We start from the raw sequence: 24576 nt of genomic DNA on the forward strand, positions 1-24576 counted from the left end.
GGCAGGCGGAAAGGCCGGCCCATGTCGCGTTGATGACATGTCGCAGGATGAACTGCTACCGAACTGATCTGAGCGAGAGATGCAGGGGCTCATCCGGCCTGAGTGCCACTTGCTGCACTGGACGCGGTGATTTCATGCCGGCGGGTATGGACAATGTCCACCGCTGCAAGATCATAGCTGCCATTACCTTCATTTCCGCCGTTGCAAGATGTTGCCCGAGACAAACACGCGGGCCCAACCCAAATGGCGCATACGCGCCCCGAGGGGGACGTCTTGGCTCGTCATTGAACCGATCCGGCCAATAATCCTGCGGATCAGTAAACCAACTTGAATCCCGCTGCATTAGCTGTATCGGCAGCATGAATAGCGTGCGCTGCGGAAACTGCCATGGGCCCAAGCTCACGGGCTTGACAGCGCGACGGGTCATGAGTACTGGTGCGGCAGGGTATAGGCGCATCGTTTCGTCCAGTGTCCGCGCCAGATAAGACAGTGCCGGAAGTGCTTGCATCGTGGGCGCTTCGCCCTGCAACACTTGTGCGACTTCAGTCCGAGCCTTTTCCTGCATGGTTGGATTCGAAGCCATGCACCAAGCCCACCAGGTTAACGTTGCCGCGGTTGTTTCATGTCCGGCGAGGAACGTCGTCATGCATTCATCGCGAATATCCTTGTACGACCATTCGGACGGATTGGTCTGTTGCAGACGCAACAGACGGGACAGCAAATCGTCTGGCCAGCTTTTCTCGGGTGCTTGTAGCCGCTCTTGCATGTGGCGCTCGATCAATTCATCCAACTTTTGAATTGCCCGCCTCTTGCCTAGTTTCCATGGCACCCAGTCGGGCCAATTTACTAGCGAGAAGAATTCGGCATCCATCACCTTGCCTACAACACGAACAGCCTCTGCCGCTTGCCTGGCCTCGTCGCCAACTTCGGTCGAGAACATTGTTCGGATGATCGCGTCCATGGTCAGTGAAGTAAACGCACTCTCTATTGGCCAGCGGTCATCGTTTGGAGGCCAGGAATCAAGAGCATCTCGCGTTGCACCGATGATGGACGGTATCGTGCTTTGCAGCGCTCTTGGGGTGAAGTTCGGCTGCATGACTTGGCGCTTCTGAATCCATTTCTCACCCTCAGCTATGATCACGCTATGTCCGTGCACTTTTGCAAAGACACGAATGCCGCGTTCCCAGCGAATTAGCGCGTCGTGGTGATTCACAAGTAGTTCACGGGCCAACTCCGGATCCGTGAGAACTATGAAATTCTCGGGCCAAATCCGCAGATGAAACACCTTGCCAAAGGCCTGTTTCCATTCAGATAGCGTCTCGAGCATGTTGTGAGACATCTTTCTGGACAGACTCCAACCAGTGACGCCTGATGGCGGACCGGGAGGCCACTCTCCCGCTTCAAACTGTCGCGGGGATAGGGGAGAATCAGACTGGCCGGTCGATTCGAAAGGGCATGAGAAGGGGGCATCTTTTTTCATAGGCAGTACTACATGCCAATTTGCCGGAGACGTCTTGTATCGAAACGACATCTTAGGTCCCGAAGCGATTCCACACCCAGCCTCGTAGTCCCATGGATTGCCAATCAAATCAGATTTTTGTTCCCGCCTTCAGCGCGCGAGCCCCTCGTGTGGAGACCGGAACCCAAGACTCTCTGGCGCAACTATATCCAGCGCCTAAGGCACTGTCTGGCGCCATTGTGGCAGTGGTTAGTCGAAACACCTGCGGTATCGCTCTTAGCGATGCACAGCGCCTCTCTCATTTCCCCGCATCGCCGTTCGTCTGCCTCTCTTGGCACAGCAATACCGACTTCGGTCTTGTGGAGCGAAACAACCATGGGACGGAATGGCGCCGCTTTGACGCCGATGTCTTGATTTCAGGCAGTCAATCAGGACCGACAGCAAGTTGGTCTAGGGGAAGTGGCCGCGGCGGAATGATTTACTTCCCTATAAGCGCGGCGACGGAGTTGTTCCAGATAGATGTATCCATGATCCAAGACCGGGCTATTTGCGCCCGCCAGATACTTGGAACGACATGGCTTGAGATGCTTGACGCTCTGGTTGATTGCGATGACGACCAAGCTACCCTGGAAATTATCGAACGCTATCTTGAACCGCGTTGGCGGCCATCACATCCACGCAACGCCACAATAGGCATCTTGAGAGGGGCGGGCCGTCAGTGGGTCGACGGACTAGCCCGACAAGCAAATGAATGGCAGCGCAGTCGTGGCATTCGACAGGTCGAGCGTCGCATTAAAGCAATCAGCGGGCGATCTCTGCGCGAATGGCAGTCACTTGTCGGCACTGAACAAGCCTTCTTTGCAGCGCGAGATCGTCAAGAGTCTATAAAATCGCTGGATTGGGCTGCTTTTGCACTGGAAGCAGGATTTGCAGACCAAGCCCATCTAAGTCGGGCAGTAAAACGTATAACTGGATTTCCTCCGGCCGAGTTTGCTCGGCGCTTCATTGAGGACGAATCGTTCTGGATCTATCGACTCTGGGTCTAGCCCCCCGTCGCAATGAGACAAAGAGGCGTCCGCCAGAACCCAAAAAGCCGTTGACGTTCACCGCCAACGGCTTTTCTCATGTCCGACCCAGGCACAGTCTGCGCAGACGATTAGCAGGCGATGCCAGTCCCGTGCCCAGTTTCGCGCGAAGTGATCAATTAACCGTCACGCCCGCCTCGCGCACCACATCGCCCCACAAGGAAATCTCCTTCACGATCTGACCGCGAAAGTCCTGCGGGCTACCCGGCGCGGCCTCTTCCCCGGTAGCCTTCAGACGATCAGCCATCTCGGGCATGACAACCGCGGCATTGATCGCGGCGTTGAGCTTGGCCTGCACCTGCGGCGGCACGCCCTTGGGCGCGATGATGCCGTACCACACCGTCACGTCATACGGCACGCCAGCCTCGCGCACCGTCGGGATGTCGGGCGCCGAGGACACGCGCTGCGGCAAGGTCACGGCCAGCACCTTCAGGCGCTTGTCCTCGCGATAAGGCAGCGTCGAACCCGCCGTGGTCAGCATTACGTTGACCTGGCCTGATACCGTGTCCGTCAGAGCCGGCGCGGACCCCTTGTAGGGGATGTGGACCATGGTGATACCGGCCGTCTTCAAGAAGGCCTCCATCGCCAGATGCGATATGCCGCCCGTGCCGGACGAGGCATAGGTCAATCCGCCCGGCTTCTTCTTGGCCAGGGCCACCAGATCGCCCAGGCTGTCCGCCGGCACGCCGGGATTGACCGACACGAAGAAGGGGGCACGCGCGATCATGCCGATCGGCGTCATGTCTTCCACCGGATCGAACGGCAGCTTGTACAGGCTGGGGTTGACGGAATAGCTATTGGAAATCAAGGTCAGGGTGTAGCCATCGGGCGCTGCCTTCAGGCCCTGCTCCACGCCCAGCTTGCCGCCCGCGCCTGGGCGGTTCTCCACCACCACGGGCTGCTTCAGGCCATCGGACAGCAACTGCCCCAGAAGACGCGCGATCCCGTCATTGCCGCCTCCAGCGGCAAAGGGCACGATCAGCTTGATCGGCTGTGAAGGGTAGTCGTCCGCGTGCGCATTGGAAACCGATGCGGCAAACGCCACGGCAGCCAGCGTCATCCCCAGTACCGCCTTGCCCAGCTTGGCGCCGGATAGCATCGTCATAGTTATCTCCTCTCTTATCGGCCGCTGCGCGGCCACGTTTATTGGCGAAAAGGCGCAAGACTACAACTTAACGAGTGAAGTTGCAGTCTTGCGCCCTGCTTTCCGCGACGCTCGGTTGCGTTGGCCGGTCTTTTTTATGTTGCGTGCGTGGCCTGAAACGCATGATCCCGAAACCGCTCCACCAGGGTTGCCACGGCGGATTTGTCCAGCGCTTGCACCGCATAGCAAAGCCCGATGCGCCGCGACATCTCCAGCCCTTCCAGCGGCCTGGTCTCCACGCCGGCCTGACTGCGAGCAAGGGACTCCGGCGCCACGCATATGCCTGCGCCGGCCGCCGTCAATGCCAATGCCAGGCGCAGCGATCCTGCGTGGGCGGCCGGCGTGTTTGCCCCGACGCCATAGTAGGGAAGCAGACGCTGATGCGTCGGATGATCCGGGCACACGATCCAAGGCAATGCGGCTTCGGCGCCGCTGCCTGCCGGTCTGGCCAGCACGTAAGGATCGACGGATAGCGGCAGGAACAGCTCGTCCTCGCAGCGCTCGTCTTCGGTCGCCAGCCGGGCATCGCCCTGACAACCCTCAAGCAGGCTCACGAAAAGCGTCGGCACAGCCTCCCGCGCCGCGCGCATGAAGGCGGCGATGTCCTGTCCCGCGATATCCGCCTCCACGCCGATCTCGATGCGCGACGCAGACGAACCCTGGCGAAACTGATGCGTCATCGAGTCCGTTTGCGACAGGATGCGGCGCGCCTGCGGATACAAGATGCGGGCGTCCTCCGTCACGGCCACGCCGCGCGCCTGGCGCGCGAACAATTGCGTGCCCAGCAAGTCCTCCAGGCTCTTGATCGTGCCGGACAGAGCGGGCTGGCTCAGGTGCAGACGGCGGGCAGCGGCCGTGATGTTGCGCTCTTCGAAGACGGCGACAAAGGCCTTGAGCTGACGGCTATCCATAAGTTTTTCCGATTTCTTCCAAAGGAATAAACCATTTCTCAGGGAACACCCCTGGGAATAGAATGATTCCCGACACTCAAGCATACATAAAACCGATACCAGGAGTCCGCCATGTCTACCTTGAAAAAGTCCCTCGTCATCATCACGGGCGCCAGTTCCGGCATAGGCCTGGCCACCGCCCGCCTGTTCTCGGCCCATGGCCACCCGCTGCTGCTGCTGGCCCGCCGGCTGGAAAAAATGCAGGCGCTGAACCTGCCCGACACCCTGGCGCTATCCGTGGACGTGACCGACCGCGCCGCGCTGGCCGCCGCTGTGCAGGAAGGCGAGGCGCGCTTCGGTCCGGCCGATGCGCTCATCAACAATGCGGGCGTCATGCTGTTGGGCGACATCACGCGCCAGGACCCGGATCAATGGGACCGGATGCTGGACGTGAACGTCAAAGGCGTGCTGAACGGCGTGCATGCGGTCGCGGCGGGCATGGTCCAGCGCAAGCGCGGCAGCATCATCAACATCAGTTCAGTGGCCGGGCGCAAGACCTTCCCCAATCACGTGGCTTACGTGGGTACCAAGTTCGCCGTGCACGGCCTCTCGGAAAACCTGCGCGAGGAACTGTCGGCGCACAACGTGCGCGTGACCACCATCGCGCCGGGCGCCGTGGAAACCGAGCTGCTGGGCCATACCACCGACGCGGACATCAAGACGGGCTACGAAGCCTGGAAGGCCGAGATGGGCGGCAAGGTGCTGGCCGCCGAGGACGTGGCCAACGCCATCCACTACGCCTATGCACAGCCGGACGGCGTGTGCGTGCGTGAAATCGTGCTGGCGGCCACGCGCCAGCAAGCGTGAGGCATCCGTTGCCGTGACCGTATGACGTTCAGCCCTGCGCCTCCGCGCGCAGCGCGGCCCGCACCGCAGGGCGCTCTCCGATGCGCGCGGCGTATGCCGCCAGGGAAGGCCAGCGATCCAGGTCGATCGCGAAGAACCTGCACCACCCCAGCACGGTAAACAGATAGGCATCGGCGACGCTGAACTGCTCGCCCATCAAGTAGGTGCTTTCGGCCAGGATGCCGTCCAGGTAGTCGAAGCGCTTGTAGAGCCGTTCGCGGAAATGCGCCTTGGCGGCTTCGGGCAAGGCAGTCTGGAACAAGGGCGCCGAGCCCGCGTGGATCTCGCCGCTCACGAAATTGAGCCATTCCTGCAGGCGTGTACGCTCGCGCGTGCCGTTGGGCGGCGCTAGCTGCATGGCGGGCCGCAGGTCGGCAAGGTACTGAACGATGGCCGGCCCTTCCGTCAGCACGTCGCCCTGGTCCAGTTCCAGCGCGGCGACATAGCCTTTGGGATTGATGGTGCGGAAATCGCGGCCGTCCGCGGTCTGCTTGGTCTGGTTGTTTACCTTGACCAGTTCGAATGGCAGCTCCAGTTCGCGCAAGACGATATGCGGCGACAGCGAGCAGGTATGCGGGGCGTAGTAGAGCTTCATGACATCTCCAGGGAACAACAGGGGAGCAGTCTCTCGCGCCGCGACACACATGTAAAATTAATGCTCCATTCTCTTATCATTAGCTCAGCTACTTAATATGTTGAACCTGGGGCATTGGCGCCTGCTCGTCGCGACGGCCGACACGGGCAACATCTCGCGCGCCGCCGAGCGCGTGGGCATTACCCAGTCCGGCGCCAGCCAGGCCATTGCGCAACTGGAAGCGTCGCTGGGGCTCCAGGTTTTCACCCGTTCGCGCAAGGAAGTGGCGGTAACCGCGCTGGGCGAACAGGTCATCGATCACGCCCGCGCGATGCTGTCTCACCTGGAGTCCATCCGCGCGCTTGCCGACGACAGCCAGGGGCTGAGCCAGGGCCGCATCCGCCTGGGCAGCTTTCCTTCGGTCATCTCGACGCTGCTGCCCTCCCTGCTGCATAGCTTCCGGCAGCGCCACCCCGGCATTGAGGTGGTGGCCTTGGAGGGTACGGATGAAGAGGTCGAGGATTGGCTGTCGCGCGGCGCCATCGATCTGGGCGTGGTGATGAACCCGACAGAGCCAAGGCAAGCCCTGATCCTGGGCCGCGACCGCTGGATGGCGCTGCTGCCCGGCGCACACCCATTCAGCCGCCGCGCGTCGTCGCGGGGTATTGCGCTGGCCGACTTGGCCGATGAGCCGTTCATTCTGGCGACCGGCGGCTGTGCCGTGAATGGCCTGAGCCTTGCGCGCAAGGCCGGGCTGGAGCTCAACGACATCCGCGTTACGGTCCGCGATTGGGCCAGCGCCTGCGCGTTGGTGCGCGAGGGCATGGGGGCCGCGGTGGTTCCCGAGTCCACCCTGCCCTCGGACATGCGCCAGCTCCGGGCCTTGCCGCTGACGCCGGCGGCGCGCAGGGAGTTCGGCCTGGTGCGCTCCGCGGCCAGCCGGAAATCCGCGGCGGTGGACGCGCTTTGGAAGCATGCAGCCCTCGCCTCCAGCCCAAAGGCTTCGGCCAAAGTACGTACCCGCTGAGACGAACCGCACGCGCATCCCCCTCCCCCGGCAGTGGAAACTCCGCGCTACGATCTGGTTGTCGTTCCATCTGGATTCGCGAAGCGCTGCCCTAGGGAAACAACGCGCCATGACACCCCGCCTGTACGCGCTCACCCTGCTCTCCATGCTCGCCTTCGCCGGCAACTCGCTGCTGTGCCGCCTTGCGCTCAAGCACACCGCCATCGATCCCGCCACCTTCGTGGCCATCCGCATCGCTTCCGGCGCATTGGTGCTGTGGCTGGTGTTGCGCCTTCGCAAACCGGCGAAACAGCTGGAAGGCAATTGGCGTGGTGCGTTGGCGCTGCTGGCCTATGCCGTGGCCTTCGCCTATGCGTACACGCAGATCTCGGCTGGCACGGGCGCCTTGCTGCTGTTCGCGTCGATCCAGATCAGCATGATCCTGTATGGTTTCTTCATCGGCGAGAGGCTGAGCGCCACGCAGGGGCTGGGCATAGGACTGGCGTTGGCCGGCCTGGTGATCCTGATGCTGCCCAGCGTCAGCGCGCCGCCGTTGCTCCACGCCTTGCTGATGATAGTGGCCGGCATCGCGTGGGGCGCCTATTCGTTGCTGGGCCGCGGCGCCAAGGACGCGGCGTCGGCGACGGCAGGCAACTTCATCCGCGCCACGCCTGTCGCGTTGCTGCTATTCCTGCTGCATGGGTTGAGCTCACGCGTGAGCTACGATGCCGCGGGCGTGGCATATGCCGTGACTTCCGGTGCGGTGACCTCAGGCCTGGGCTATGTCTTCTGGTACGCGGCGCTCAAAGGCCTGAAAGTGACTCACGCCGCCACCGTGCAGCTCAGCGTGCCGGTGTTGACGGCATTTGGCGGCACCCTGTTCCTGGATGAGCCTGTGACCGGCATCCTGGTAACGGCGTCGGTACTGATCCTGCTCGGCATCGCGTTGGTGGTGCTGGTCAAGAAGCAGCCCCCCTGAAAGCCCGCCTCAATTCACCCGCTTGGGCAGCACCGCCCGCATCCAGCGCGACAGGCGCGGCCGGATGCGCTGGTTGTGCAGCAGCACCGCGCCCACGGCGCCGATGAATGCGCCGACCACCGTATCCAGGAAACGCGCCTCGATGACGGCCGCGGGATAGCCCTGGCCCAGGTGCGGCGCCTCGGCCAGGAAGATCGTCAGGGGCGTGATCAACACCACGGCGCTGGCGTAGTGGCGCACCACCAGCGTTTCGATGCCGAACGACAGCGCCATCATCACCAGGCTCAGCGTCCACACGTTCAGCGGCAGGCTCAACAAGGCCCATGCCACGCACAAGCCCACGGCGGTACCCAGGATGCGATGCAGCTGACGGTTCCACGCCGCCATCAAGGTCGCGCCCTGGATAATGGCCAGGCAGCTGACGGGCACCCAGTACGGGCGCGGCAATTGCAGCAGCTCGGCCACCAGCAGCGACACGCCCACGAAGAGACCGATGATCACGGAGTCGTAGACCACGAAATCGAACGTGGGCCTGGGCAGCGCGGTTTCGGGCGGCGGCGGCGCGACCCGCGTCATGTGCAGGGAATACACAAACGCCACCAGGCACGCGACCAGGCTACCCAGGGCCACCATGCCGACGCGTGTGGGAATTTCTTCCACGCGCCCCGGCGTGTAGGCCGCGATCGCGGTCGCCATGATGTAGAACAGGCTGCCCGGCGGACCCAGCCGGTAGCAGCGGCAGACCATGTTCACCACCATGGCAATGAAGGTCAGCGCCACCAGCATGACCGCGGGCCAGAACTGCGTCAGCGCACCCACGGCATAGCAGGCCACCATGCCGAAGGACGCCGCCAGCAGCATCATCATGCGGTGCTGCAGCGAAGAATTGGGCAGGCTCAGGAACACCATTCCGCCCAGGCTGGACATCAGGCCGTAATCCATGCGTCCGAAATAGGCGCCCACCAACAAGGGCAGCCCTGAGGACAGGGCCGCGGCCAGGGGCATTTCCCAGGGCCGGTCGCTGGCGTTGACCCGGATCAGTTCGCGCCACACGCCCAATAGGCGCGCCTTGGCCCAGCTGTACCCGCGCCATGCGGCGGAGCCGCGCTCGGAGGGTTCTTCGTTATTGTTCATGGACAGGCCTGTAGAAAATTCCGCCGGACGGATTTAACGGGAATTCCCTGATTCTCCCCCCTTATGCCGCTGGCTACCATTCGCCGCACCTCAGCCTTCGGCTGATCGCTACAAATGCGCCGGATGGCGCGGAGACACCCATGAAAGCACTCAAACTGGCCGCGGCAGGCACCGCCTTACTCATTTCGTCCTTGACCGCCCACGCCGGCGCGACTTTCGAGGCGGTCAAGAACAAGGGCTTCGTCCAATGCGGCGTGTCCACCGGCGTCGCCGGCTTCTCGGTGAACGACAGCAAGGGCGGCTGGATCGGCCTGGACGTGGACCTGTGCCGCGCGCTGGCCATCACCATGTTCGGCGACGCTTCCAAGGCCAAGATCATGGCCGTCAGCGCGCTGCAACGCTTCACCGCCCTGCAATCCGGTGAAGTCGACGTGCTGCCCCGCAATACCACGCTCTCGTTGACCCGCGACACCACGCTGGGCCTGATCGGCGTGGGCGTGAACTACTACGACAGCCAGGGCATCATGGTGAACAAGTCCCTGAACGTGAAGAGCGCCAAGGAGCTGGACGGCGCCACGGTCTGCGTGCAGCCCGGCACCACCACCGAACTCAACCTGGCCGACTGGTTCCGCTCGCAGAACATCGTCTTCAAGCCCGTGGTCGTCGAGCGCCTGGACGAGATCATCCGCGCCTTCGCGGTGGGCCGTTGCGACGCCTTCACCGGCGACAAGTCGCAGCTGGCCGCGGCGCGCAGCAACCTCGAAAACCCGGAAAAGTACGACATCCTGCCGGAGAACTTCTCCAAGGAGCCGCTGGGTCCGATGGTCCGCCAGGGCGACGAGCAATGGTTCAACGTCGTGCGCTGGACCCTGTTTGCCATGCTGGAAGCCGAGGAATACGGCATCACGTCCAAGAACGTCGACGAAATGCTCAAGAGCACCAATCCCAATGTGCAGCGCCTCTTGGGCGTGACGCCGGGCATGGGCAAGAACCTGGGCGTGGACGACAAGTGGGCCTACAACATCATCAAGAACATCGGCAACTACGGCGAGAGCTTTGAGAAGAACCTTGGCCCCAGCAGCCCGCTGAAGCTGCCGCGCGGCCTGAACGCGTCTTACCGCGACGGCGGCCTGATGTACGGCTGGCCCGTGCGCTAAAGCCACGGCAGGCCCGCGCCAGGCATCGCCCGCTACGGCTTCGCGCCGTGGAACAGCGGCGATGCCTGGATTTTTTCCAGCATGCCTCTTGCGGCGCTGGTCAGCGGCCGGTTGGCACGCACGATCAGCCGCGTCTGCGCCGCTTCGAAGATGGGATTGGTGGTGCGCAGCGCCACCAGCTCGCCTCGCGCGACCTCTTTCACCACCGAGTTCGCCGACGTGAAGGTCAGCCCCAGACGGCTTTCCACATAGCGCTTGAGCGTCACCACCGAGTTGGCGATGAAGTTGGGCGACAACACGATGTTCTCGGACAGCTCGGCCATTTCGATCAGCTGGCGCAAACCGAAGCCCGGCCCCATCAGCGCGATCGGATAGCGCGCCACGTCCTTCAGCGTCGGCCGCTTGCGCTGCCGGGCCAGCGGATGATCCGGCCACGCGATCACGCACAGCGGATGGTTGCGCGTGTGCACCACGCGTATGCCGGGGTCCGCCGGCGCGCCGAACACCACGCCAATATGCGCGTCGTCGTGCACCACAGCGCGCACCGCATCGGAAGCGCCGGCCACTTTCAGCGAAACCCGCACGCCAGGATGCTGCCGGCAGAACGCATCCACCACGCCGCTCATCAGGATATCGACGAAGCCCTCGCTGGTAACGATCTGGATGTCGCCGCGTTGCAACCCGTTGACCTCATCCAGCCGGGCGCGCAAGGCCTGCTCGCTGGCCTGCCGGTCGCGGCAGTGATCCATCACAATCGCGGCCATGTCGGTGGGCACGATACCGCGGCCCTTGCGCTCCAGCAGCGCCACGCCCAATTCCGTCTCCAGCAGCTGGATCTGGCGGCTGACGATGGAAGGCTCCACGCCCAGGCGTTCCGCCGCCCCGCGCACCGATCCGGTGGTGACCGCCTCGAAGAAGTACTGCAGGCGCCGCGCGCTCAAACCCCCGTCCATACTTGTCCCCATTTCTATGATTTCTTCAAATCGTTGCCTTTTTAGCAACAAACTTCCCCTCAGCTTACATTGATTTACAGGGCGACGATTGCGAATAATGCGCGTACTTTCAAATCCGCTCGGTTGCGAGCCGCAAGCTGGAAGCCAGCAGCGGCGGCAATGCGAGGTAACGCCCATTTCGAGCCTTAAAGCATGAAACTCTTCGCTTCGATCCTCGCTGCCGCAACCCTGAGCGTATTCAGTCAGCAAGCCGCGGTCGCTTCCCCGGAGGCCGCCTACCCGAGCAAGCCCGTCAAGCTCGTGGTCGGCTACGCGCCGGGCGGCTCGTCCGACGCCGTGGCGCGGCTGATCGCCGGCCGCCTGTCGGACAAGCTGGGCCAGACCTTCGTGGTCGAAAACCGTCCCGGCGCCGCCAGCAACATCGCCGCCGCCACCGTGGCGCGCTCGCCCAACGACGGCTACACCATCCTGCTGGGCTCGAACGCCAGCACCATCAACGTGTCTCTGTACAAGGAACTGTCCTTCGACTTCCAGAAGGACTTCGCGCCGGTGGCGCTGCTGACGCGCTTCCCCAACATCATGGTGGTGAACAACACCGTGCCGGCCAAGACGGTGCAGGAGTTCATCGACTACGCCAAGGCCAACCCCAAGAACATCTTCTTCGCCTCGTCCGGCGCGGGCTCGTCCACGCGCCTGTCGGCGGAACTGTTCAAGATGATGACCGGCGTGCAGATGGAGCACGTGCAGTACAAGGGCAGCGCGCCCGCCCTCACCGACCTGATGGCCGGCCGCATCCAGGTGATGTTCGACACCGCGCCTTCCGTCATGCAGCTCATCCAGGGCGGCAAGCTGCGCGCGCTGGGCGTCACCAGCGCTACCGTGCAGCCTTTCGCGCCCGAGATCCCCACCATCGACGCCACCGTCAAGGGCTACGAGATGACGTCCTGGTACGCGCTGTTCGCGCCCACCGGCACGCCCGCGGGCATCGTGGAAAAGCTGAACAAGGAAGTCAACGCGATCCTGGCAGAGAAGGAAATCCAGGAAAAACTCGCCGGCATGGTCGCCACGCCCGGCGGCGGCACGACTGAAGAACTGCGCCAGCACGTCGCTTCTGAAATCGCCAAGTACGCCGACGTGGTCAAGGCCTCCGGCGCCACCGCGGACTAAGCACTCGTACCATGCGCGTTTTCACCGGTTCGCTGTCCACGGAAACCAATACATTCGCTCCGCTGCCCACCTCGCTGGATGACTTCGCCGACCGGGGCTACTACCCCGCCGGCACCCATCCTCCCGAGATGACCATATTCAGCGGACCCCTGTGGGCAGCGCGCCAGCGCGGCGCGCAACACGGCTGGACCGTGATCGAAGGCATGGCCGCCGGCGCCCAGCCCGGCGGCATCACCACCCGCCACGCTTACGAAACGCTGCGCGATGAACTGCTGCGCGACCTGCGGCAAGCGCTGCCCGTCGACATGGTGGTGCTGGGCCTGCACGGCGCCATGGTGGCCGACGGCTACGAAGACTGCGAAGGCGATCTGCTGGCGCGCATACGCGAAATCGTCGGCCCCGAGGTCGTGGTGGGCGCGGAGCTGGATCCGCACTGCCACCTGTCGGACGCCATGGTCGCCAACGCCGACATGCTGGTCGCCTACAAGGAATATCCCCACACCGACATCCGCGAACGCGCGTTGGAATTGGTGGACTTCTGCGCGGCGATCGTCGATCGGCGCATTGCTCCTGTGGCCGCCATGGTCGACTGCGAGATGGTCGTCACCATCCGCACGCCACAGGAACCGGCGCGCAGCTACATCGACCGCATCAGCGCGCTGGAAGGCCGCGACGGCATACTCTCCATTTCCTTGGTGCACAGCTTCGCCTGGGGCGATGTGCCAGACATGGGGACCAAGCTGCTGGTCTATGCCGACGGCGACGCGCAGATCGCCCAGCAGCTGGCACGGCGCCTGGCTGACGAGCTGATAGGCATGCGCGAAGTTTTGACGCCCGCCTACCCCAAACCGGACGAAGCCATCGACCAGGCTTTGGCATACGGCGCCACGCCGGTCGTCATCGCCGATGCGGCCGATAATCCGGGCGGGGGTGGTGCGGGCGACTCCACCTTCCTGCTGCGGCGTCTGTTGGAAAGGGGTGTGCGCAATGTGGCTATCGGCCCCATGTGGGACCCCATCGCCGTCCGCATCGCTTTCAGCGCCGGCGTAGGCGCGCGCTTGCCCTTGCGCATCGGGGGCAAGATCAGCCCCCTGTCCGGGGACCCGCTGGACCTGATCTGCACGGTCAAGGCGCTGGTGCCGGACATGGTCATGACGGGACTGTCCGGATCGCCGGCTGTCGTAGGGAATTCCGCCCTGGTCGAGGCAGATGGCATCGAGATCGTGCTGATCACGGTACGGGCCCAGGCCATGGATACCGATGTCTTCACCCAGCTGGGCTGCCGGTTGGAGGAGAAGACGCTGATCGTGGTGAAGTCGGCGCAGCATTTCCAGGCGTCGTTCGCCAAGGTGGCGCAACATGTGGTCTTTGCGGATGCGCCCGGGTCGGCGACGCTGGATTTCAGGGGGTTGGGGTATCGAAGGGCGGGAAGGCCGAAGTGGCCGATTGACGCATAAAGAGCCTGTCAACGCATACTGACGGGATATTGACGGGCGTTCTCCTGGGAATGTCCGCCAATTGCATTGTGACATCAAAGCCGCTTTCCCTCGCTGACGATCCAAAAGCCTCAGCCCCAACGGTATTGGCTTTCCTTTCGTTCAACTCGTGTAAGACCGAGTAACATGTGTCCCTAGATCAAATATCGGACTAAAGGAAGGCTGTGAAGGCTATCAGCGACCAAAAGTCTGGCGAACTCCTGATCGATATCGCACGCCTCAGCGCAGCGCAAGACAAGTTCGCCAAGGACCGCGACTGGGAACAGTTCCACTCCCCCAAAAATCTGGTCATGGCTTTGACCGGGGAGGTTGGCGAGCTGTCCGAAATCTTCCAATGGATGACCGAAGCGGATTCAAAGGCCGCTGGCACAAACCCCTCCACCGCGGAAGCCGTCAAGGACGAGCTCGCGGACGTACTGCTCTATCTCGTTCGGTTGTCATCTGCGTTGGGTGTCGACCTTAACGAAGCCGTCACCCAGAAACTGCTGAAGAACGCGCAGAAGTATCCCGCGGAGAAAGCCAAAGGCTCCAGCAAGAAATACAACGAACTCTAAGAAGAGCCGTGACTCGCGGTAGAAAACAATGATCGTTTACGAAGCAGACAAGAAGCAGTTTTTGTTCGATAACGACCACAATGACATTGAAGACGTCATTCTGAGCCGCTACAAAGCGGCAACTGGAAGATCCGTTAGAGATAGCGAGATTCAATCCTGGAAGGGGTCTCTAGGAGATATCGCAAAGGTCTTGCGCGACGAGGATATACCTGACGGCCTCGGCATAGCTGTGGAATTGCATATCCCACAATCAGGAAAGCGCATTGACGTAACACTGACGGGCAAGGATAGCGCTGGCAGGAAAAAAGCAATCCTCGTCGAACTCAAGCAATGGCAGACCGCGTCAGCCACTACGAAGGATGCCATGGTAACCACGCTGTTGGGAGGCGGGTTGCGTGAGGTGGTGCATCCCTCCTATCAGGCTTGGTCTTATGCAACGCTGCTGGAGGGCTTCAATGAAGCCGTCTATGCTGGCGGCATTTCGATTCTCCCCTGCGCCTATCTTCACAACTATATCCAAGATGGAATCATCGATTCTGACCACTACGCTGGATATCTAGCTAAGGCTCCCCTCTTTCTGAAGGGCTCGGAAGAGCGGAATCGCCTGCGTCAATTCATCAAAGACCATATTGGCTGTGGTGACGGAAAGACCGTACTGCATGAACTAGCCAACGGGCGTATACGTCCATCCAAAGCGCTCGCAGACGCACTCTCAGGGCTGCTCAAGGCTCAGCCCGAGTTCGTACTGATCGATGAACAAAAGGAAATCTACGAGGCTGCTCTCGCGGCTGCCCGAACGGCATCGTCCGATCGTCCTCGGGTAGTAATTATTGAAGGCGGGCCCGGAACGGGAAAAACGGTGCTCGCCATCAATCTTTTGGTGCGGTTGACTGGGCTTGGCCTGGTTGGCAAGTACGTATCAAAGAATGCGGCTCCCCGGAAAGTGTATGAATCCCGCCTCGCGGGTTCAATCACACGCAGCAAGTACGGCACCATGTTTTCCGGATCGGGGAATTTCTTTGAAGTTGAAAAGAATAGGTTTGACTTTCTCGTCGTAGATGAGGCGCACCGCCTCAACGAAAAGAGTGGGCTATACGGCAACCTCGGCGAGAATCAGGTGATGGAGCTGATCGAGGCTTCCAATTGCGCCATTTTCTTCATCGACGAAGATCAACGAGTCACGCTGAATGATATCGGAAGTAAGCGCGCGATCCGAGACTTCGCCGAAGCCAAGGGCGCGACGGTCGAAGAGTACCAACTTAGCTCGCAGTTTCGTTGCAGTGGCTCAGATGGGTATCTGGCCTGGTTGGATAACACCTTGGATGTCCGTCCAACCGCCAATGAAGTTCTGGATGCTTCTGAATATGAGTTCAAGGTATTCGACACAGCGGAAGAACTACACGCAGCTATTGAAGCCAGAAACTTCCAAAATAAGGCGCGTGTCGTCGCCGGCTACTGTTGGCCCTGGAAAAGCAAGAAGGTCTCCAAGGCGTTCGACATTGAAATCGGTGAACACTACAAGCGGAAATGGAACCTCGACACCGACGGCAGTCTTTGGATTGTTGCCCCAGAGTCCATCGAGCAGGTTGGGTGCATTCACACGTGCCAAGGGCTTGAAGTCGACTATATCGGCGTCATCATCGGCCCAGACCTGGTCGTGCGTAACGGTGCGATCTTTACGACACCAGAGGCGCGCGATCGCCACGACAAGTCAATCCGTGGCTACAAGACCCGCCTCAAAACCGAAGGGCTTCATGTCAAGGCGGAAGTAGATCTAATTATCAAGAATACGTACAGGACTCTCATGACGCGGGGCATGAAAGGATGCTACGTCTTCTGTACCGACGAGGAAACCAGAGAGTACTTTCGGCAGCGAATCGGTGTCACGCCCGAGACAGTATCGCGAACGGTCAAGTATGCGTAATCCACCTTGGTCAAGAGACGAGCTGATCCTCGCCCTGGATCTCTACTTGAAGCATCGGTCCTCCCTGCCTGGACACGAAAGCCCTGAGGTCATCGAGCTATCAAAATTGTTGAACAGAATGGCTGGAGCGCTAGGGCGGCCAAAGGCTGATACGTACCGAAATGTCAACGGTGTCTATATGAAGCTGATGAACTTTCGGCGCCTAGATCCTTTGTACATTCATTCTGGAAAAAAGGGCCTCACGCGCGGCAATAAGGACGAATCTGTAGTTTGGGATCTCTTTGCCTCGAACGCAGCCCAGTTGGCTCAGGTCTGCAACGCTATCCGGAAAGGATCTAGCCGCGACGACACTCTACAATTGGAAGACGAGGAAGCCTGTGACGCCCCCGAGGGCCGCATCCTGACTCGCTTGCATCGCTATCGCGAACGAAATAAGGAATTGGTCCGGAAAGCAAAGCAAGCAGCGCTCAAGAAACATGGCCGACTTGCCTGCGAAGCGTGTGGTTTTGACTTCAGTGCTGTTTATGGGCCAAGAGGCGAGGGCCTGATCGATGCACACCACACGAAGCCACTACACACCGTAGCGGATGATCACCGCAGCAATGTTGAAGACCTCGCCCTGCTCTGCGCGAACTGTCATCGCATCGTTCACGCTCGGCGTGAGTGGCTTACGATGCAAGAATTGCGAAAACTAGTGCGTACCAACACGTGAAAAAATGACTTGCTTGTTATCTACTAGAAATTCAGCCATTCCCGATTGTGAGCTTGTTCAAGAGGCACCGGGTACTAAGGTTCAAATCGGCCACCCACCCCGACCCATAAATGCCACGCTCCAAGATCAGACTGCTTGCCTCGCAGTACGCGAGGCTATGTCACATTTCCTGTGCGCATCGGCTCAAGTGTTACACGATTGAGCAACGTAGTTGAGGTACGCTAACCGCGTATTCCCCTCAAATGCGTTACTCTCCCCCTCCCCAATTCAAGTCCGCAAGGAGCCCCAAATGGCACAAGCCTCCGCCCGCCACATCCTCGTCTCCACCGAAGCCAAGGCTAACGAACTGAAGACCGCCATCGAGAACGGCGGCGACTTCGCTCAGCTGGCCAAGGAAAACTCCAGCTGCCCGTCCTCGCGCGACGGCGGCAACCTGGGTACGTTCGGTCCGGGCCAGATGGTCAAGGAATTCGACACCGTGGTGTTCAGCGCCCCGGTCGGCGTGGTCCAGGGTCCGGTGAAGACCCAGTTCGGCTACCACCTGGTTGAAGTGACCAGCCGCAAGGACTAAGTCCCGCTGCTGCACGCGAAAAGGCCGCCGCCAGAAGAATCTGGCGGCGGCCTTTTTTTGTCTGCTCGAAAGAGCGAGCCAGGAATCTATTCCTTGCCCGTCATCACCATGTGCGCCAGCGCATCCGCGTCCAGCCCGGCCACGTCGCGCTCGATGACCTTGGTCCCGCTCTTCAGGATCGCAACCCTGTCCGCCAACGCCACCACGTCGGCCATATTGTGGCTGATGAGGATCACGGTGCGCCCTTCCTCGCGCAGCTTGCGCACCAGGTTCAGCACCAGCGCGGTTTCCTTGACGCCCAGCGCGGCGGTGGGTTCGTCCATGATGACGACGCGGGCGTCCCAGCGCAGGGCGCGGGCGATGGCGACGGCCTGGCGTTGGCCGCCGGACATGCGTTCCACGGGCCGGTCCATGTCGTCGATGGGCACGGACAGGCGCTGCAGGTAGCCGCGCGCATCCTGCGCCATGCGGCGCTTGTCCAGGACGCTGAACGGACCCACGCGCCGCACCAGTTCGGCGCCCATGAAGATGTTTTCCCAGATGGACAAGCGCGGCGCCAGCGCCAGGTCCTGGTAGATGGTGGCGATGCCTTGCACCAGGGCGTCGTGGGGCGAGCCGAACATGACCTGCTGGCCGTTCAGGCTCATCGCGCCGCCGCTCGGTTCCTGCGCGCCCGAGATGATGCGGATGAGCGTGGACTTGCCCGCGCCGTTGTCGCCGCAGATGGCCATGACTTTGCCCTGGGGCACGTCCAGGTCCACGCCCTTCAGGGCTTCGACGGCGCCATACGACTTCTTGATCTGGCGTAGCGACAACGCGGCGGTCATGGCTGCTGGCTCTTACTTGGCGGGTTGCAGGAATTTCTGGACGTTGCTGGCGTCGACCAGGACGGAGTCCATGAACAGGTAGGGGCCGGCGGCGATGGTTTCCCTGGGTTCCTTCTTCACCACGATGCGGTCGATGGCGTAGATGGCCTTGGTGCCCATCTGCTCGAAGGGAATCATCATGGTCGCGGTGATGAGACTGTTGGGATCGGCGATGCGGCGGTAGGTTTCCGGGCTGCCGTCGACGGACACCAGCGTGATGTCGCCCTTCTTCATGCCCTGGGCCTGCAGCAGATCGTCGATGACATAGGCCTGGCCGTCGAACGAGGCCCAGATGCCCTTGAACTGGCCTTGATGGCGCAGCAGCAGGGCCTGCATGCCGTTACGCACATCGTCGCGCCAGCTCTGGGTGCGGGCCATGCTGAACTTGGCCAGGTCCTTGACGGCGGTGTTCTCGGTCAGGACGGCGTCCAGCATCTTGCCGCGGATGCGGGTGCCGGAATTGCCGTCGAAGCGGGCGGACAGGATATTGCCCTGGTAGCCCATCTTGCCCAGCAGGTAGAGCACGGACTGGGCGCCAGTGGCGTATTCGTTGACCTCGACGTCGAACAGCATGTGGGGGCTGGCGCCGGACATCACGCCGACGACGGGTATGCCCTTCTCTTTGGCGGCCTGCAGCTGCGCATCGGTTTCGACGGGCTTGCCCATGGCGATGACGATGGCGTCGACCTTTTTGTTGACCAGGGTGTCGAGCTGTTCGGCCAGCTTGGGCAGCGACCCTTCGGCGTTCAGCTGGGTCACGGTCCAGCCCTTGGAGCGGGCGGCTTCGGCAGCGGCGTTGGCGACGCGCGCGTGGGTTTCCGAAGACATCTGGAACGCGACGATGCCCACATCGAAGGCGTGCGCGGCCGCGCCCATGGCCAGGGCCTGCACCGAAAACGCGGCCAACAGCAGATTGCGCATCAAGGATTTACGCATGGTTCTCTTCCCCTTCCGATCAGAATTTGAAGGCCGCTTTCTTCAGCACGGCCGATGACACCGCGACGGACGCGATGATGATGAAGCCCAGAACGATGTCCTGCACGTAATACGGCGCGCCCATGAGGACCAGGCCGTTGCCCAGCACCTTGAGGATCAGCGCGGCCACCAGCGTGCCAGGTATGTTGGCGTGGCCGGGGTTGAACATGGTCATGCCCAGCAGCACCGCGGCGATGGCGTACAGGAAATAGTCGCCAGCCATGTTGGGCGCGGCCGAAGACAGGCTGGATGTGAGCAGCACGGCCGCCAGCCCCGCGCACAGGCCGGACAGCGCCAGGCCTATGCTTTTCATGGCGCGGATGTTGATGCCGGCCAGCCGCGCGGACTCACCGGCCTCGCCGGTGGCGGTCATGCGGGCGCCGGTGCGGGTCCATTTCACCAAAAAGTAGGCAAGCAGCACGGCGCCCAGCATCCACAACACCAGGGCGGGAACGCCGAAGGGCTTGCCGCGCGCGAGGTCCGTGAAGACGGCGGGCCAGCGGCCGACATAGGACACGCCATCGGTCAACATGAAGGCGAAGCCGCGCGCCATGGCCGCCATGCCCAGCGTCGCGATCAGTGAGGGCACGCGCAGCCGCGTGACGGCGATGCCGTTCACGAGGCCGCACAAAAGGCCTACGCCCAGGCCCGCGCCTATCGCCAGAAGCACCGGCTGACCGGTATGCACCAGGGCGCCCGTGACGACCGCCGCGAGGCTGGCGACGTCGGCCACGGACAGGTCCAGTTCGGCCGTGACCAGCGCCAGCGTGAAGCCGATGGCGATGATGGCCAGGAAGCTGGTTTCCTTGGCGATGTTCAAGAGATTATTGGGTGCCGCGAAATTCGGGGCCGCCAATGCGAAGAAAACCACCAGGACCAATCCCGCGATTGCCGTGCCGTACTTTTCCAGGATGCCGCGCATCGACTCAACCCTTGCTGCGTTTTGCTTGTTATGTGGGCGCGTCGCTGCGCCCCGCTGATGGCGAGGTAGTTTATACCTGGGCCATCAGCCCATGTCGATGCCGGCCAGCGCGCGCGACACGGGCGCCAGCGCGGCTTCCGCGGCGCGGAACTGGCGGTACATGCGGCGATAGGCATGCGCCCGCTCGGTCTGGGGCTCGTAGCGTTGCGCCACGCGCACCAGCGCGTCCTGGGCGGACGCGAAGCTGCCGTAGCGGCCCAGGCCGGTCCAGGCGGCGACCGCCGCGCCCAGCACGCCGGGCTGCTCGGCCTGGCCTACCACCAGCGGACGTTCGCAGATGTCGGCCTTGACCTGACACCATTGGGCATTGGACGCCGCGCCGCCGCCAAAGCGGATTTCTTCCACGGGACAGCCCAGCGCGCTTTCGGCGCGCTCCAGCACGATGCGGTTGAGAAAGGCCACCCCTTCCAGCACCGCCCAGGCCAAGTCGCCGGGGCCGTGGCGGCGGTTCAAGCCCAGGAAGGCGCCGCGCAAGTGCGGATCCCAATACGGCACCCGTTCGCCTTGCAGATAGGGCAGGAACAGCGCCGGCTGCGGATCACGCGGCGCGTCGAGCAAGGCGTCCATGGCCTCGCCCACCCCGGCCATGCCTTCGTCGCCCAGGCGGCCCAGCAGCGGCAAGAGCCACGCCACCGTATCCGCGCCATTCTGGCCTGGTCCGCCAATCTGGTGATGCCCGCCGCCCCAGTCCACCGTCATCAGGCCTTGAGCCTGCACCGGCTCCGCGCCCACGGCGCCAAAAACTTCGGTGGTTCCGGAGATGTTGTAGGCGTAACCCGGGCGCAATGCGCCCAGGCCAGCCACGGCCGCCCAGGTGTCGTTGGCGCAAGCGACGACAGGACGTCCCGACAGACGCGCCAACGCGCCCGGCAGGCCCGCCTGCACGGCGCCGACGACCTCCAACGGGTCGAGCAGGCGCGGCACCCAGGCCGGATCGGCTCCCGCCGCCGTCAACAGGTCGGCGCAGTCGGGCCCGGCCGTCGCCGCTGCCGCCAGCCGCGCCATCGACACGGTGTCGCTCACGGCGCGTCCGGTCAGGCGGAAATTCAGGTAATCCTTGGGTTCCAGCACCAGCCGCACCCGCGCCGCGTGTTCGGGTTCGGCTTGCAACAGCCAGGCCACGCGCGCCCACGGATGGAAGGCGTTGATCTGTCCATGTTCGGGATGCGACGACGGCACAGACGCGAGCCATGCTTCCACGTCCGCCGCCGCGCGCGTATCGCGCCAGGTGATCGCCGGCCGGATGGCGGCGCCATGCGCATCGATGAAGACCTGCGTGCGCGTGACGCCGCAGATCGCAATGGCCTCTACCGCGTTGAAAGCGGCGTCCGCCTGCGCCGCCAGCGCATCGGCCAGGGCTTGCAGCCCTCGCCACCAGGCATCGGCGTCGATCTCGTCCCACCCCGGATGGGCGGCGGGACTGGCGCACGCGGGGCTTTCGATGAAACACGAATGCGCGATGCCGCCGCGATCGTCCACCAACGCGGCGCGAAAGCGCGTGCCACCAAGATCCACCGCCAGGACGTAGCTCATGCCGGCACCTGCATCAGGCGGATCTGGCCGCACCCGGGCTGCATGGCCCGCAGCGGGCGGAGGGTCTGGATATCAAGCATGGGAGGCGACTTCTGCGTGATCGGATGGCCGTCGGAACGGGCGTTCCGGCACAGGCAAATTGTAGTCCTGTCAGGGCTCGCGCGCAGCGTTCGCGTCGGGCGTCGCTGCACCGCAGCACCGGAAATCCTATCAATTGATTATTTCTGTTCAGGTGACATGGGCGGCGGGCGTGGGACAGAATGGCCCACACCCGGAGGAGACAGCCGGGGCCATGAAAACCATCAAGAACGCATGCGCAAGCGCGCAGCCCGAGGCCCATGAAAAAGTCCAGGAACAAGGTCATCATCACCTGCGCCATTACCGGATCGGTCCACACGCCGTCGATGTCGCCCCATCTGCCCGTCACGCCCGACGAGATCGCGCAATCCGCGCTGGATGCCGCCCAGGCCGGCGCCGCCATCGTGCATCTGCACGCGCGCCAGCCCGATACCGGGCAGCCGACCCAGGATCCCGCGCTGTATGCGCAGTTCCTGCCCCGCATCAAGAACGCGTCGGACGTGGTGATCAACATCACCACGGGCGGCTCGCCCGTGTTGCCGCTGGCCGACCGCATGGCGCCGGCGCTGCAATTCAAGCCCGAGGTCGCCTCGCTGAACATGGGGTCGATGAACTTCGGCATGTACGAACTGCTGGAGCGCTTCAAGGAGTTCAAGCACGCCTGGGAACGTCCCTATCTCGAAGGCAGCAACGACCTGATCTTCAAGAACACCTTCAAGGACATCGAGCGCATCCTGACCTCGTGCGGCGACAACGGCACGCGCTTCGAGATCGAGTGCTACGACATCGGGCACCTGTATACCGCCGCGCACTTCGTCGACCGCAAGCTGCTCAAGCCTCCATTCCTGATCCAGTCCGTGTTCGGCATACGCGGCGGCATCGGCACGCATCCCGAAGACGTGATGATGATGAAGCGCACCGCGGACCGCCTGTTCGGCGACGACTACATCTGGTCGGTGCTGGCCGCCGGACGCAAGCAGACGCCGCTGGCGACGATGGCGGCGACCCTGGGCGGCAACGTGCGCGTGGGCCTGGAGGACTCGCTGTGGGACGGGCCGGGAGAACTGGCGCGCTCGAACGCGGACCAGGTGCGGCGGATCCGCCGCATCCTGGAAGACCTTTCACTACAGATTGCCACGCCCGACGAGGCGCGCGAAACGCTGCAATTGAAGGGCCGCGACAACGTCGCGTTCTGAACCAGATCCATTCAGTGGGGAGACCAGACATGAAAAAGACATTGTGCGCAGCCGCGCTCGCGACGCTGTTGGGGACTGCCGGCATGGCGCAAGCCGACGACGGCGTGATCCGCATCGGCTTCATCACCGACATGTCCGGCCTGTCGGCGGACGCCGACGGCCCGGGCGGCGCCGAAGCAATCAAGATGGCGGTGGCGGACCTGGGCGGCGTGGTTGCCGGGAAGAAGGTCGAGGTGCTGGTGGCAGATCACCAGAACCGGGCCGACATTGCCTCGTCCCGGGCGCGTGAATGGCTGGACCAGAAAGGCGTGAACATGCTGATTGCGGGCGCCAATTCGGCGGCGGCGCTGGCGATGGCGAAAGTGGCCGAAGAAAAGAAGACGCCGTTCTTCGTGGTGAGCGCGGGCGCCTCCGAGCTGACGAATTCGCAATGCACGCCCTACACCGTGCACTATGTGTACGACACGGTTTCGCTGGCGCGCGGCACGGCCCGGGCGATGATGAAGGAAGGCAACAAGGACTGGTACTTCCTGACGGTGGACCATGCCTTCGGACACGCGCTGGAGCGCGATGCGTCAGCGGTGGTGCAGGCCGACGGCGGCAACGTCAAGGGGCGGGTCCGGCATCCGCTGAACGCGGCGGATTTCTCTTCCTTCATCCTGCAGGCGCAGGCATCCGGCGCATCGGTACTGGGGCTGGCGAACTCGGCCAGCGACACCAGCAATGCCGTCAAGGCCGCCAATGAATTCGGCCTGACGCCGAAGATGAAGATCGCGGGCCTGCTGGTATTGATCACGGACGTGCACGCGCTGGGGCTGCAAGCCGCGCAGAACATGTACCTGACCACGGCCTGGTACTGGGACCAGGATGATGCCTCGCGCAAGTGGGCCACGCGCTTCGAAACCACCATGAAGAAAAAGCCGTCGATGCTGCAGGCCGGCGACTATTCCGCCGCCACCACCTATCTGAAGGCGGTGGAAGCCACCAAGAGCACCGATGGCGACACCATCATGAAATGGCTGAAGGCGAATCCGGTCAACGACTTCTTCGTAAAGGACGGCAAGATCCGCGCCGACGGCCTGATGGTGCACGACATGTTCCTGATGCAGGTAAAGAGCCCGGCGGAGTCGAAGGCGCCCTGGGATTACTACAAGCTGGTGGCCCGGGTGCCGGGCGACCAGGTCTATACCTCGCCGGCGGAATCGACCTGCCGTTTGATGAAGCCCTGAGGCGTA

23 protein-coding genes are annotated in these 24576 nt (G+C 62.6%); 13 read left to right on the plus strand and 10 right to left on the minus strand.

The features are described from left to right. Positions 1–55: 55 nt before the first annotated feature. A complete protein-coding gene (locus ACM1PE_RS25690) occupies positions 56–1531 on the minus strand; it encodes a cytochrome P450 (RefSeq protein WP_419341377.1) in 1476 nt (491 codons plus the stop codon). A gap of 173 nt (positions 1532–1704) precedes the next feature. Here ACM1PE_RS25690 and ACM1PE_RS25695 point away from each other — a divergent pair, with 173 nt between their 5' ends. Next, the gene (locus ACM1PE_RS25695; protein WP_419341379.1) at positions 1705–2505 is read left to right on the plus strand and encodes a helix-turn-helix domain-containing protein; all 801 of its coding nucleotides are present in this window, start codon (positions 1705–1707) and stop codon (positions 2503–2505) included. Positions 2506–2659: 154 nt separating this feature from the next. Here ACM1PE_RS25695 and ACM1PE_RS25700 read toward each other — a convergent pair whose 3' ends face one another. Both ACM1PE_RS25700 and ACM1PE_RS25705 read right to left on the minus strand, forming a co-directional pair. Continuing rightward, complete coding sequence (locus tag ACM1PE_RS25700) at positions 2660–3649, minus strand: tripartite tricarboxylate transporter substrate binding protein (protein ID WP_419341381.1); 990 nt, start codon at positions 3647–3649, stop codon at positions 2660–2662. Between the two features lie 134 nt (positions 3650–3783). Continuing rightward, positions 3784–4599 carry a LysR family transcriptional regulator gene (locus ACM1PE_RS25705; protein WP_419341383.1) on the minus strand — a complete coding sequence of 272 codons (816 nt, stop codon included), beginning with the start codon at positions 4597–4599 and terminating at the stop codon, positions 3784–3786. A gap of 111 nt (positions 4600–4710) precedes the next feature. Here ACM1PE_RS25705 and ACM1PE_RS25710 point away from each other — a divergent pair, with 111 nt between their 5' ends. Next, complete coding sequence (locus ACM1PE_RS25710; RefSeq protein ID WP_419341384.1) at positions 4711–5445, plus strand: SDR family oxidoreductase; 735 nt, start codon at positions 4711–4713, stop codon at positions 5443–5445. 28 nt (positions 5446–5473) lie between these two features. Here ACM1PE_RS25710 and gstA read toward each other — a convergent pair whose 3' ends face one another. Next, positions 5474–6079 (minus strand): glutathione transferase GstA, encoded by a 606-nt coding sequence (gene gstA / locus ACM1PE_RS25715; RefSeq protein WP_059373941.1) that lies wholly within the window; start codon positions 6077–6079, stop codon positions 5474–5476. 97 nt (positions 6080–6176) lie between these two features. On the opposite strand from gstA, the gene ACM1PE_RS25720 reads away from it, so the two are divergent. After that, entirely contained in the window at positions 6177–7085 is a 909-nt protein-coding gene (locus tag ACM1PE_RS25720) for a LysR family transcriptional regulator (RefSeq protein ID WP_419341386.1), read from the plus strand. 109 nt (positions 7086–7194) lie between these two features. Then, the gene (locus ACM1PE_RS25725) at positions 7195–8043 is read left to right on the plus strand and encodes a DMT family transporter (RefSeq protein ID WP_059373943.1); all 849 of its coding nucleotides are present in this window, start codon (positions 7195–7197) and stop codon (positions 8041–8043) included. A 9-nt stretch (positions 8044–8052) separates the two neighbouring features. Here the strand turns inward: ACM1PE_RS25725 and ACM1PE_RS25730 are convergent, their stop codons facing one another. Continuing rightward, the gene (locus tag ACM1PE_RS25730; protein WP_419341388.1) at positions 8053–9177 is read right to left on the minus strand and encodes an FUSC family protein; all 1125 of its coding nucleotides are present in this window, start codon (positions 9175–9177) and stop codon (positions 8053–8055) included. A gap of 140 nt (positions 9178–9317) precedes the next feature. On the opposite strand from ACM1PE_RS25730, the gene ACM1PE_RS25735 reads away from it, so the two are divergent. After that, positions 9318–10334, plus strand: coding sequence for an amino acid ABC transporter substrate-binding protein (locus ACM1PE_RS25735; protein ID WP_059373945.1), 1017 nt, complete (start codon positions 9318–9320; stop codon positions 10332–10334). Between the two features lie 32 nt (positions 10335–10366). Here the strand turns inward: ACM1PE_RS25735 and ACM1PE_RS25740 are convergent, their stop codons facing one another. Next, positions 10367–11287 carry a LysR family transcriptional regulator gene (locus ACM1PE_RS25740; protein ID WP_059373946.1) on the minus strand — a complete coding sequence of 307 codons (921 nt, stop codon included), beginning with the start codon at positions 11285–11287 and terminating at the stop codon, positions 10367–10369. A 192-nt stretch (positions 11288–11479) separates the two neighbouring features. On the opposite strand from ACM1PE_RS25740, the gene ACM1PE_RS25745 reads away from it, so the two are divergent. The 6 genes from ACM1PE_RS25745 to ACM1PE_RS25770 all read left to right on the plus strand — a co-directional run bounded on the left by ACM1PE_RS25745 (position 11480) and on the right by ACM1PE_RS25770 (position 17711). After that, positions 11480–12454: a Bug family tripartite tricarboxylate transporter substrate binding protein gene (locus ACM1PE_RS25745; RefSeq protein WP_059373947.1), complete on the plus strand. Its 975-nt coding sequence runs from the start codon at positions 11480–11482 to the stop codon at positions 12452–12454. An 11-nt stretch (positions 12455–12465) separates the two neighbouring features. Continuing rightward, entirely contained in the window at positions 12466–13911 is a 1446-nt protein-coding gene (locus tag ACM1PE_RS25750; RefSeq protein ID WP_419341391.1) for a M81 family metallopeptidase, read from the plus strand. Positions 13912–14150: 239 nt separating this feature from the next. Further along, a complete protein-coding gene (locus ACM1PE_RS25755; protein ID WP_306637406.1) occupies positions 14151–14504 on the plus strand; it encodes a nucleotide pyrophosphohydrolase in 354 nt (117 codons plus the stop codon). A gap of 28 nt (positions 14505–14532) precedes the next feature. Next, positions 14533–16428, plus strand: a complete 1896-nt coding sequence (locus tag ACM1PE_RS25760; protein WP_419341393.1) for a DNA/RNA helicase domain-containing protein — start codon at positions 14533–14535, stop codon at positions 16426–16428. 178 nt (positions 16429–16606) lie between these two features. Further along, a complete protein-coding gene (locus ACM1PE_RS25765; protein WP_419341395.1) occupies positions 16607–17140 on the plus strand; it encodes an HNH endonuclease in 534 nt (177 codons plus the stop codon). 289 nt (positions 17141–17429) lie between these two features. Beyond that, a complete protein-coding gene (locus ACM1PE_RS25770) occupies positions 17430–17711 on the plus strand; it encodes a peptidylprolyl isomerase (protein ID WP_059373949.1) in 282 nt (93 codons plus the stop codon). An 86-nt stretch (positions 17712–17797) separates the two neighbouring features. Here ACM1PE_RS25770 and ACM1PE_RS25775 read toward each other — a convergent pair whose 3' ends face one another. The 4 genes from ACM1PE_RS25775 to ACM1PE_RS25790 all read right to left on the minus strand — a co-directional run bounded on the left by ACM1PE_RS25775 (position 17798) and on the right by ACM1PE_RS25790 (position 22067). After that, positions 17798–18538 (minus strand): ATP-binding cassette domain-containing protein, encoded by a 741-nt coding sequence (locus ACM1PE_RS25775; protein WP_059373950.1) that lies wholly within the window; start codon positions 18536–18538, stop codon positions 17798–17800. 12 nt (positions 18539–18550) lie between these two features. After that, the gene (locus ACM1PE_RS25780) at positions 18551–19513 is read right to left on the minus strand and encodes a substrate-binding domain-containing protein (protein WP_059373951.1); all 963 of its coding nucleotides are present in this window, start codon (positions 19511–19513) and stop codon (positions 18551–18553) included. A 19-nt stretch (positions 19514–19532) separates the two neighbouring features. Then, positions 19533–20474: an ABC transporter permease gene (locus ACM1PE_RS25785; RefSeq protein WP_059373952.1), complete on the minus strand. Its 942-nt coding sequence runs from the start codon at positions 20472–20474 to the stop codon at positions 19533–19535. A gap of 84 nt (positions 20475–20558) precedes the next feature. Then, positions 20559–22067: a xylulokinase gene (locus ACM1PE_RS25790; RefSeq protein ID WP_419341397.1), complete on the minus strand. Its 1509-nt coding sequence runs from the start codon at positions 22065–22067 to the stop codon at positions 20559–20561. 338 nt (positions 22068–22405) lie between these two features. Between ACM1PE_RS25790 and ACM1PE_RS25795 the strand changes: the two genes are divergently transcribed. Beyond that, a complete protein-coding gene (locus ACM1PE_RS25795) occupies positions 22406–23341 on the plus strand; it encodes a 3-keto-5-aminohexanoate cleavage protein (protein ID WP_059373954.1) in 936 nt (311 codons plus the stop codon). 29 nt (positions 23342–23370) lie between these two features. Beyond that, positions 23371–24570: an ABC transporter substrate-binding protein gene (locus tag ACM1PE_RS25800; protein ID WP_419341400.1), complete on the plus strand. Its 1200-nt coding sequence runs from the start codon at positions 23371–23373 to the stop codon at positions 24568–24570. Positions 24571–24576: the final 6 nt, after the last annotated feature.

This window comes from Achromobacter sp. PD1 (assembly GCF_048541815.1).
Classification (GTDB): Bacteria; Pseudomonadota; Gammaproteobacteria; order Burkholderiales; family Burkholderiaceae_B; genus Achromobacter; species Achromobacter bronchisepticus_A.

Coding starts and splice junctions, on each gene's coding strand:
- ACM1PE_RS25740 (WP_059373946.1), bottom strand. CDS start 11,287: ATGGACGGGGGTTTGAGCGCGCGGCGCCTGCAGTACTTCTTCGAGGCG.
- ACM1PE_RS25705 (WP_419341383.1), bottom strand. CDS start 4,599: ATGGATAGCCGTCAGCTCAAGGCCTTTGTCGCCGTCTTCGAAGAGCGC.
- ACM1PE_RS25760 (WP_419341393.1), top strand. CDS start 14,533: ATGATCGTTTACGAAGCAGACAAGAAGCAGTTTTTGTTCGATAACGAC.
- ACM1PE_RS25710 (WP_419341384.1), top strand. CDS start 4,711: ATGTCTACCTTGAAAAAGTCCCTCGTCATCATCACGGGCGCCAGTTCC.
- ACM1PE_RS25780 (WP_059373951.1), bottom strand. CDS start 19,513: ATGCGTAAATCCTTGATGCGCAATCTGCTGTTGGCCGCGTTTTCGGTG.
- ACM1PE_RS25795 (WP_059373954.1), top strand. CDS start 22,406: ATGAAAAAGTCCAGGAACAAGGTCATCATCACCTGCGCCATTACCGGA.
- ACM1PE_RS25790 (WP_419341397.1), bottom strand. CDS start 22,067: ATGAGCTACGTCCTGGCGGTGGATCTTGGTGGCACGCGCTTTCGCGCC.
- gstA (WP_059373941.1), bottom strand. CDS start 6,079: ATGAAGCTCTACTACGCCCCGCATACCTGCTCGCTGTCGCCGCATATC.
- ACM1PE_RS25720 (WP_419341386.1), top strand. CDS start 6,177: ATGTTGAACCTGGGGCATTGGCGCCTGCTCGTCGCGACGGCCGACACG.
- ACM1PE_RS25765 (WP_419341395.1), top strand. CDS start 16,607: ATGAAGCTGATGAACTTTCGGCGCCTAGATCCTTTGTACATTCATTCT.
- ACM1PE_RS25690 (WP_419341377.1), bottom strand. CDS start 1,531: ATGTCGTTTCGATACAAGACGTCTCCGGCAAATTGGCATGTAGTACTG.
- ACM1PE_RS25730 (WP_419341388.1), bottom strand. CDS start 9,177: ATGAACAATAACGAAGAACCCTCCGAGCGCGGCTCCGCCGCATGGCGC.
- ACM1PE_RS25725 (WP_059373943.1), top strand. CDS start 7,195: ATGACACCCCGCCTGTACGCGCTCACCCTGCTCTCCATGCTCGCCTTC.
- ACM1PE_RS25700 (WP_419341381.1), bottom strand. CDS start 3,649: ATGACGATGCTATCCGGCGCCAAGCTGGGCAAGGCGGTACTGGGGATG.
- ACM1PE_RS25745 (WP_059373947.1), top strand. CDS start 11,480: ATGAAACTCTTCGCTTCGATCCTCGCTGCCGCAACCCTGAGCGTATTC.
- ACM1PE_RS25750 (WP_419341391.1), top strand. CDS start 12,466: ATGCGCGTTTTCACCGGTTCGCTGTCCACGGAAACCAATACATTCGCT.
- ACM1PE_RS25735 (WP_059373945.1), top strand. CDS start 9,318: ATGAAAGCACTCAAACTGGCCGCGGCAGGCACCGCCTTACTCATTTCG.
- ACM1PE_RS25785 (WP_059373952.1), bottom strand. CDS start 20,474: ATGCGCGGCATCCTGGAAAAGTACGGCACGGCAATCGCGGGATTGGTC.
- ACM1PE_RS25800 (WP_419341400.1), top strand. CDS start 23,371: ATGAAAAAGACATTGTGCGCAGCCGCGCTCGCGACGCTGTTGGGGACT.
- ACM1PE_RS25770 (WP_059373949.1), top strand. CDS start 17,430: ATGGCACAAGCCTCCGCCCGCCACATCCTCGTCTCCACCGAAGCCAAG.
- ACM1PE_RS25775 (WP_059373950.1), bottom strand. CDS start 18,538: ATGACCGCCGCGTTGTCGCTACGCCAGATCAAGAAGTCGTATGGCGCC.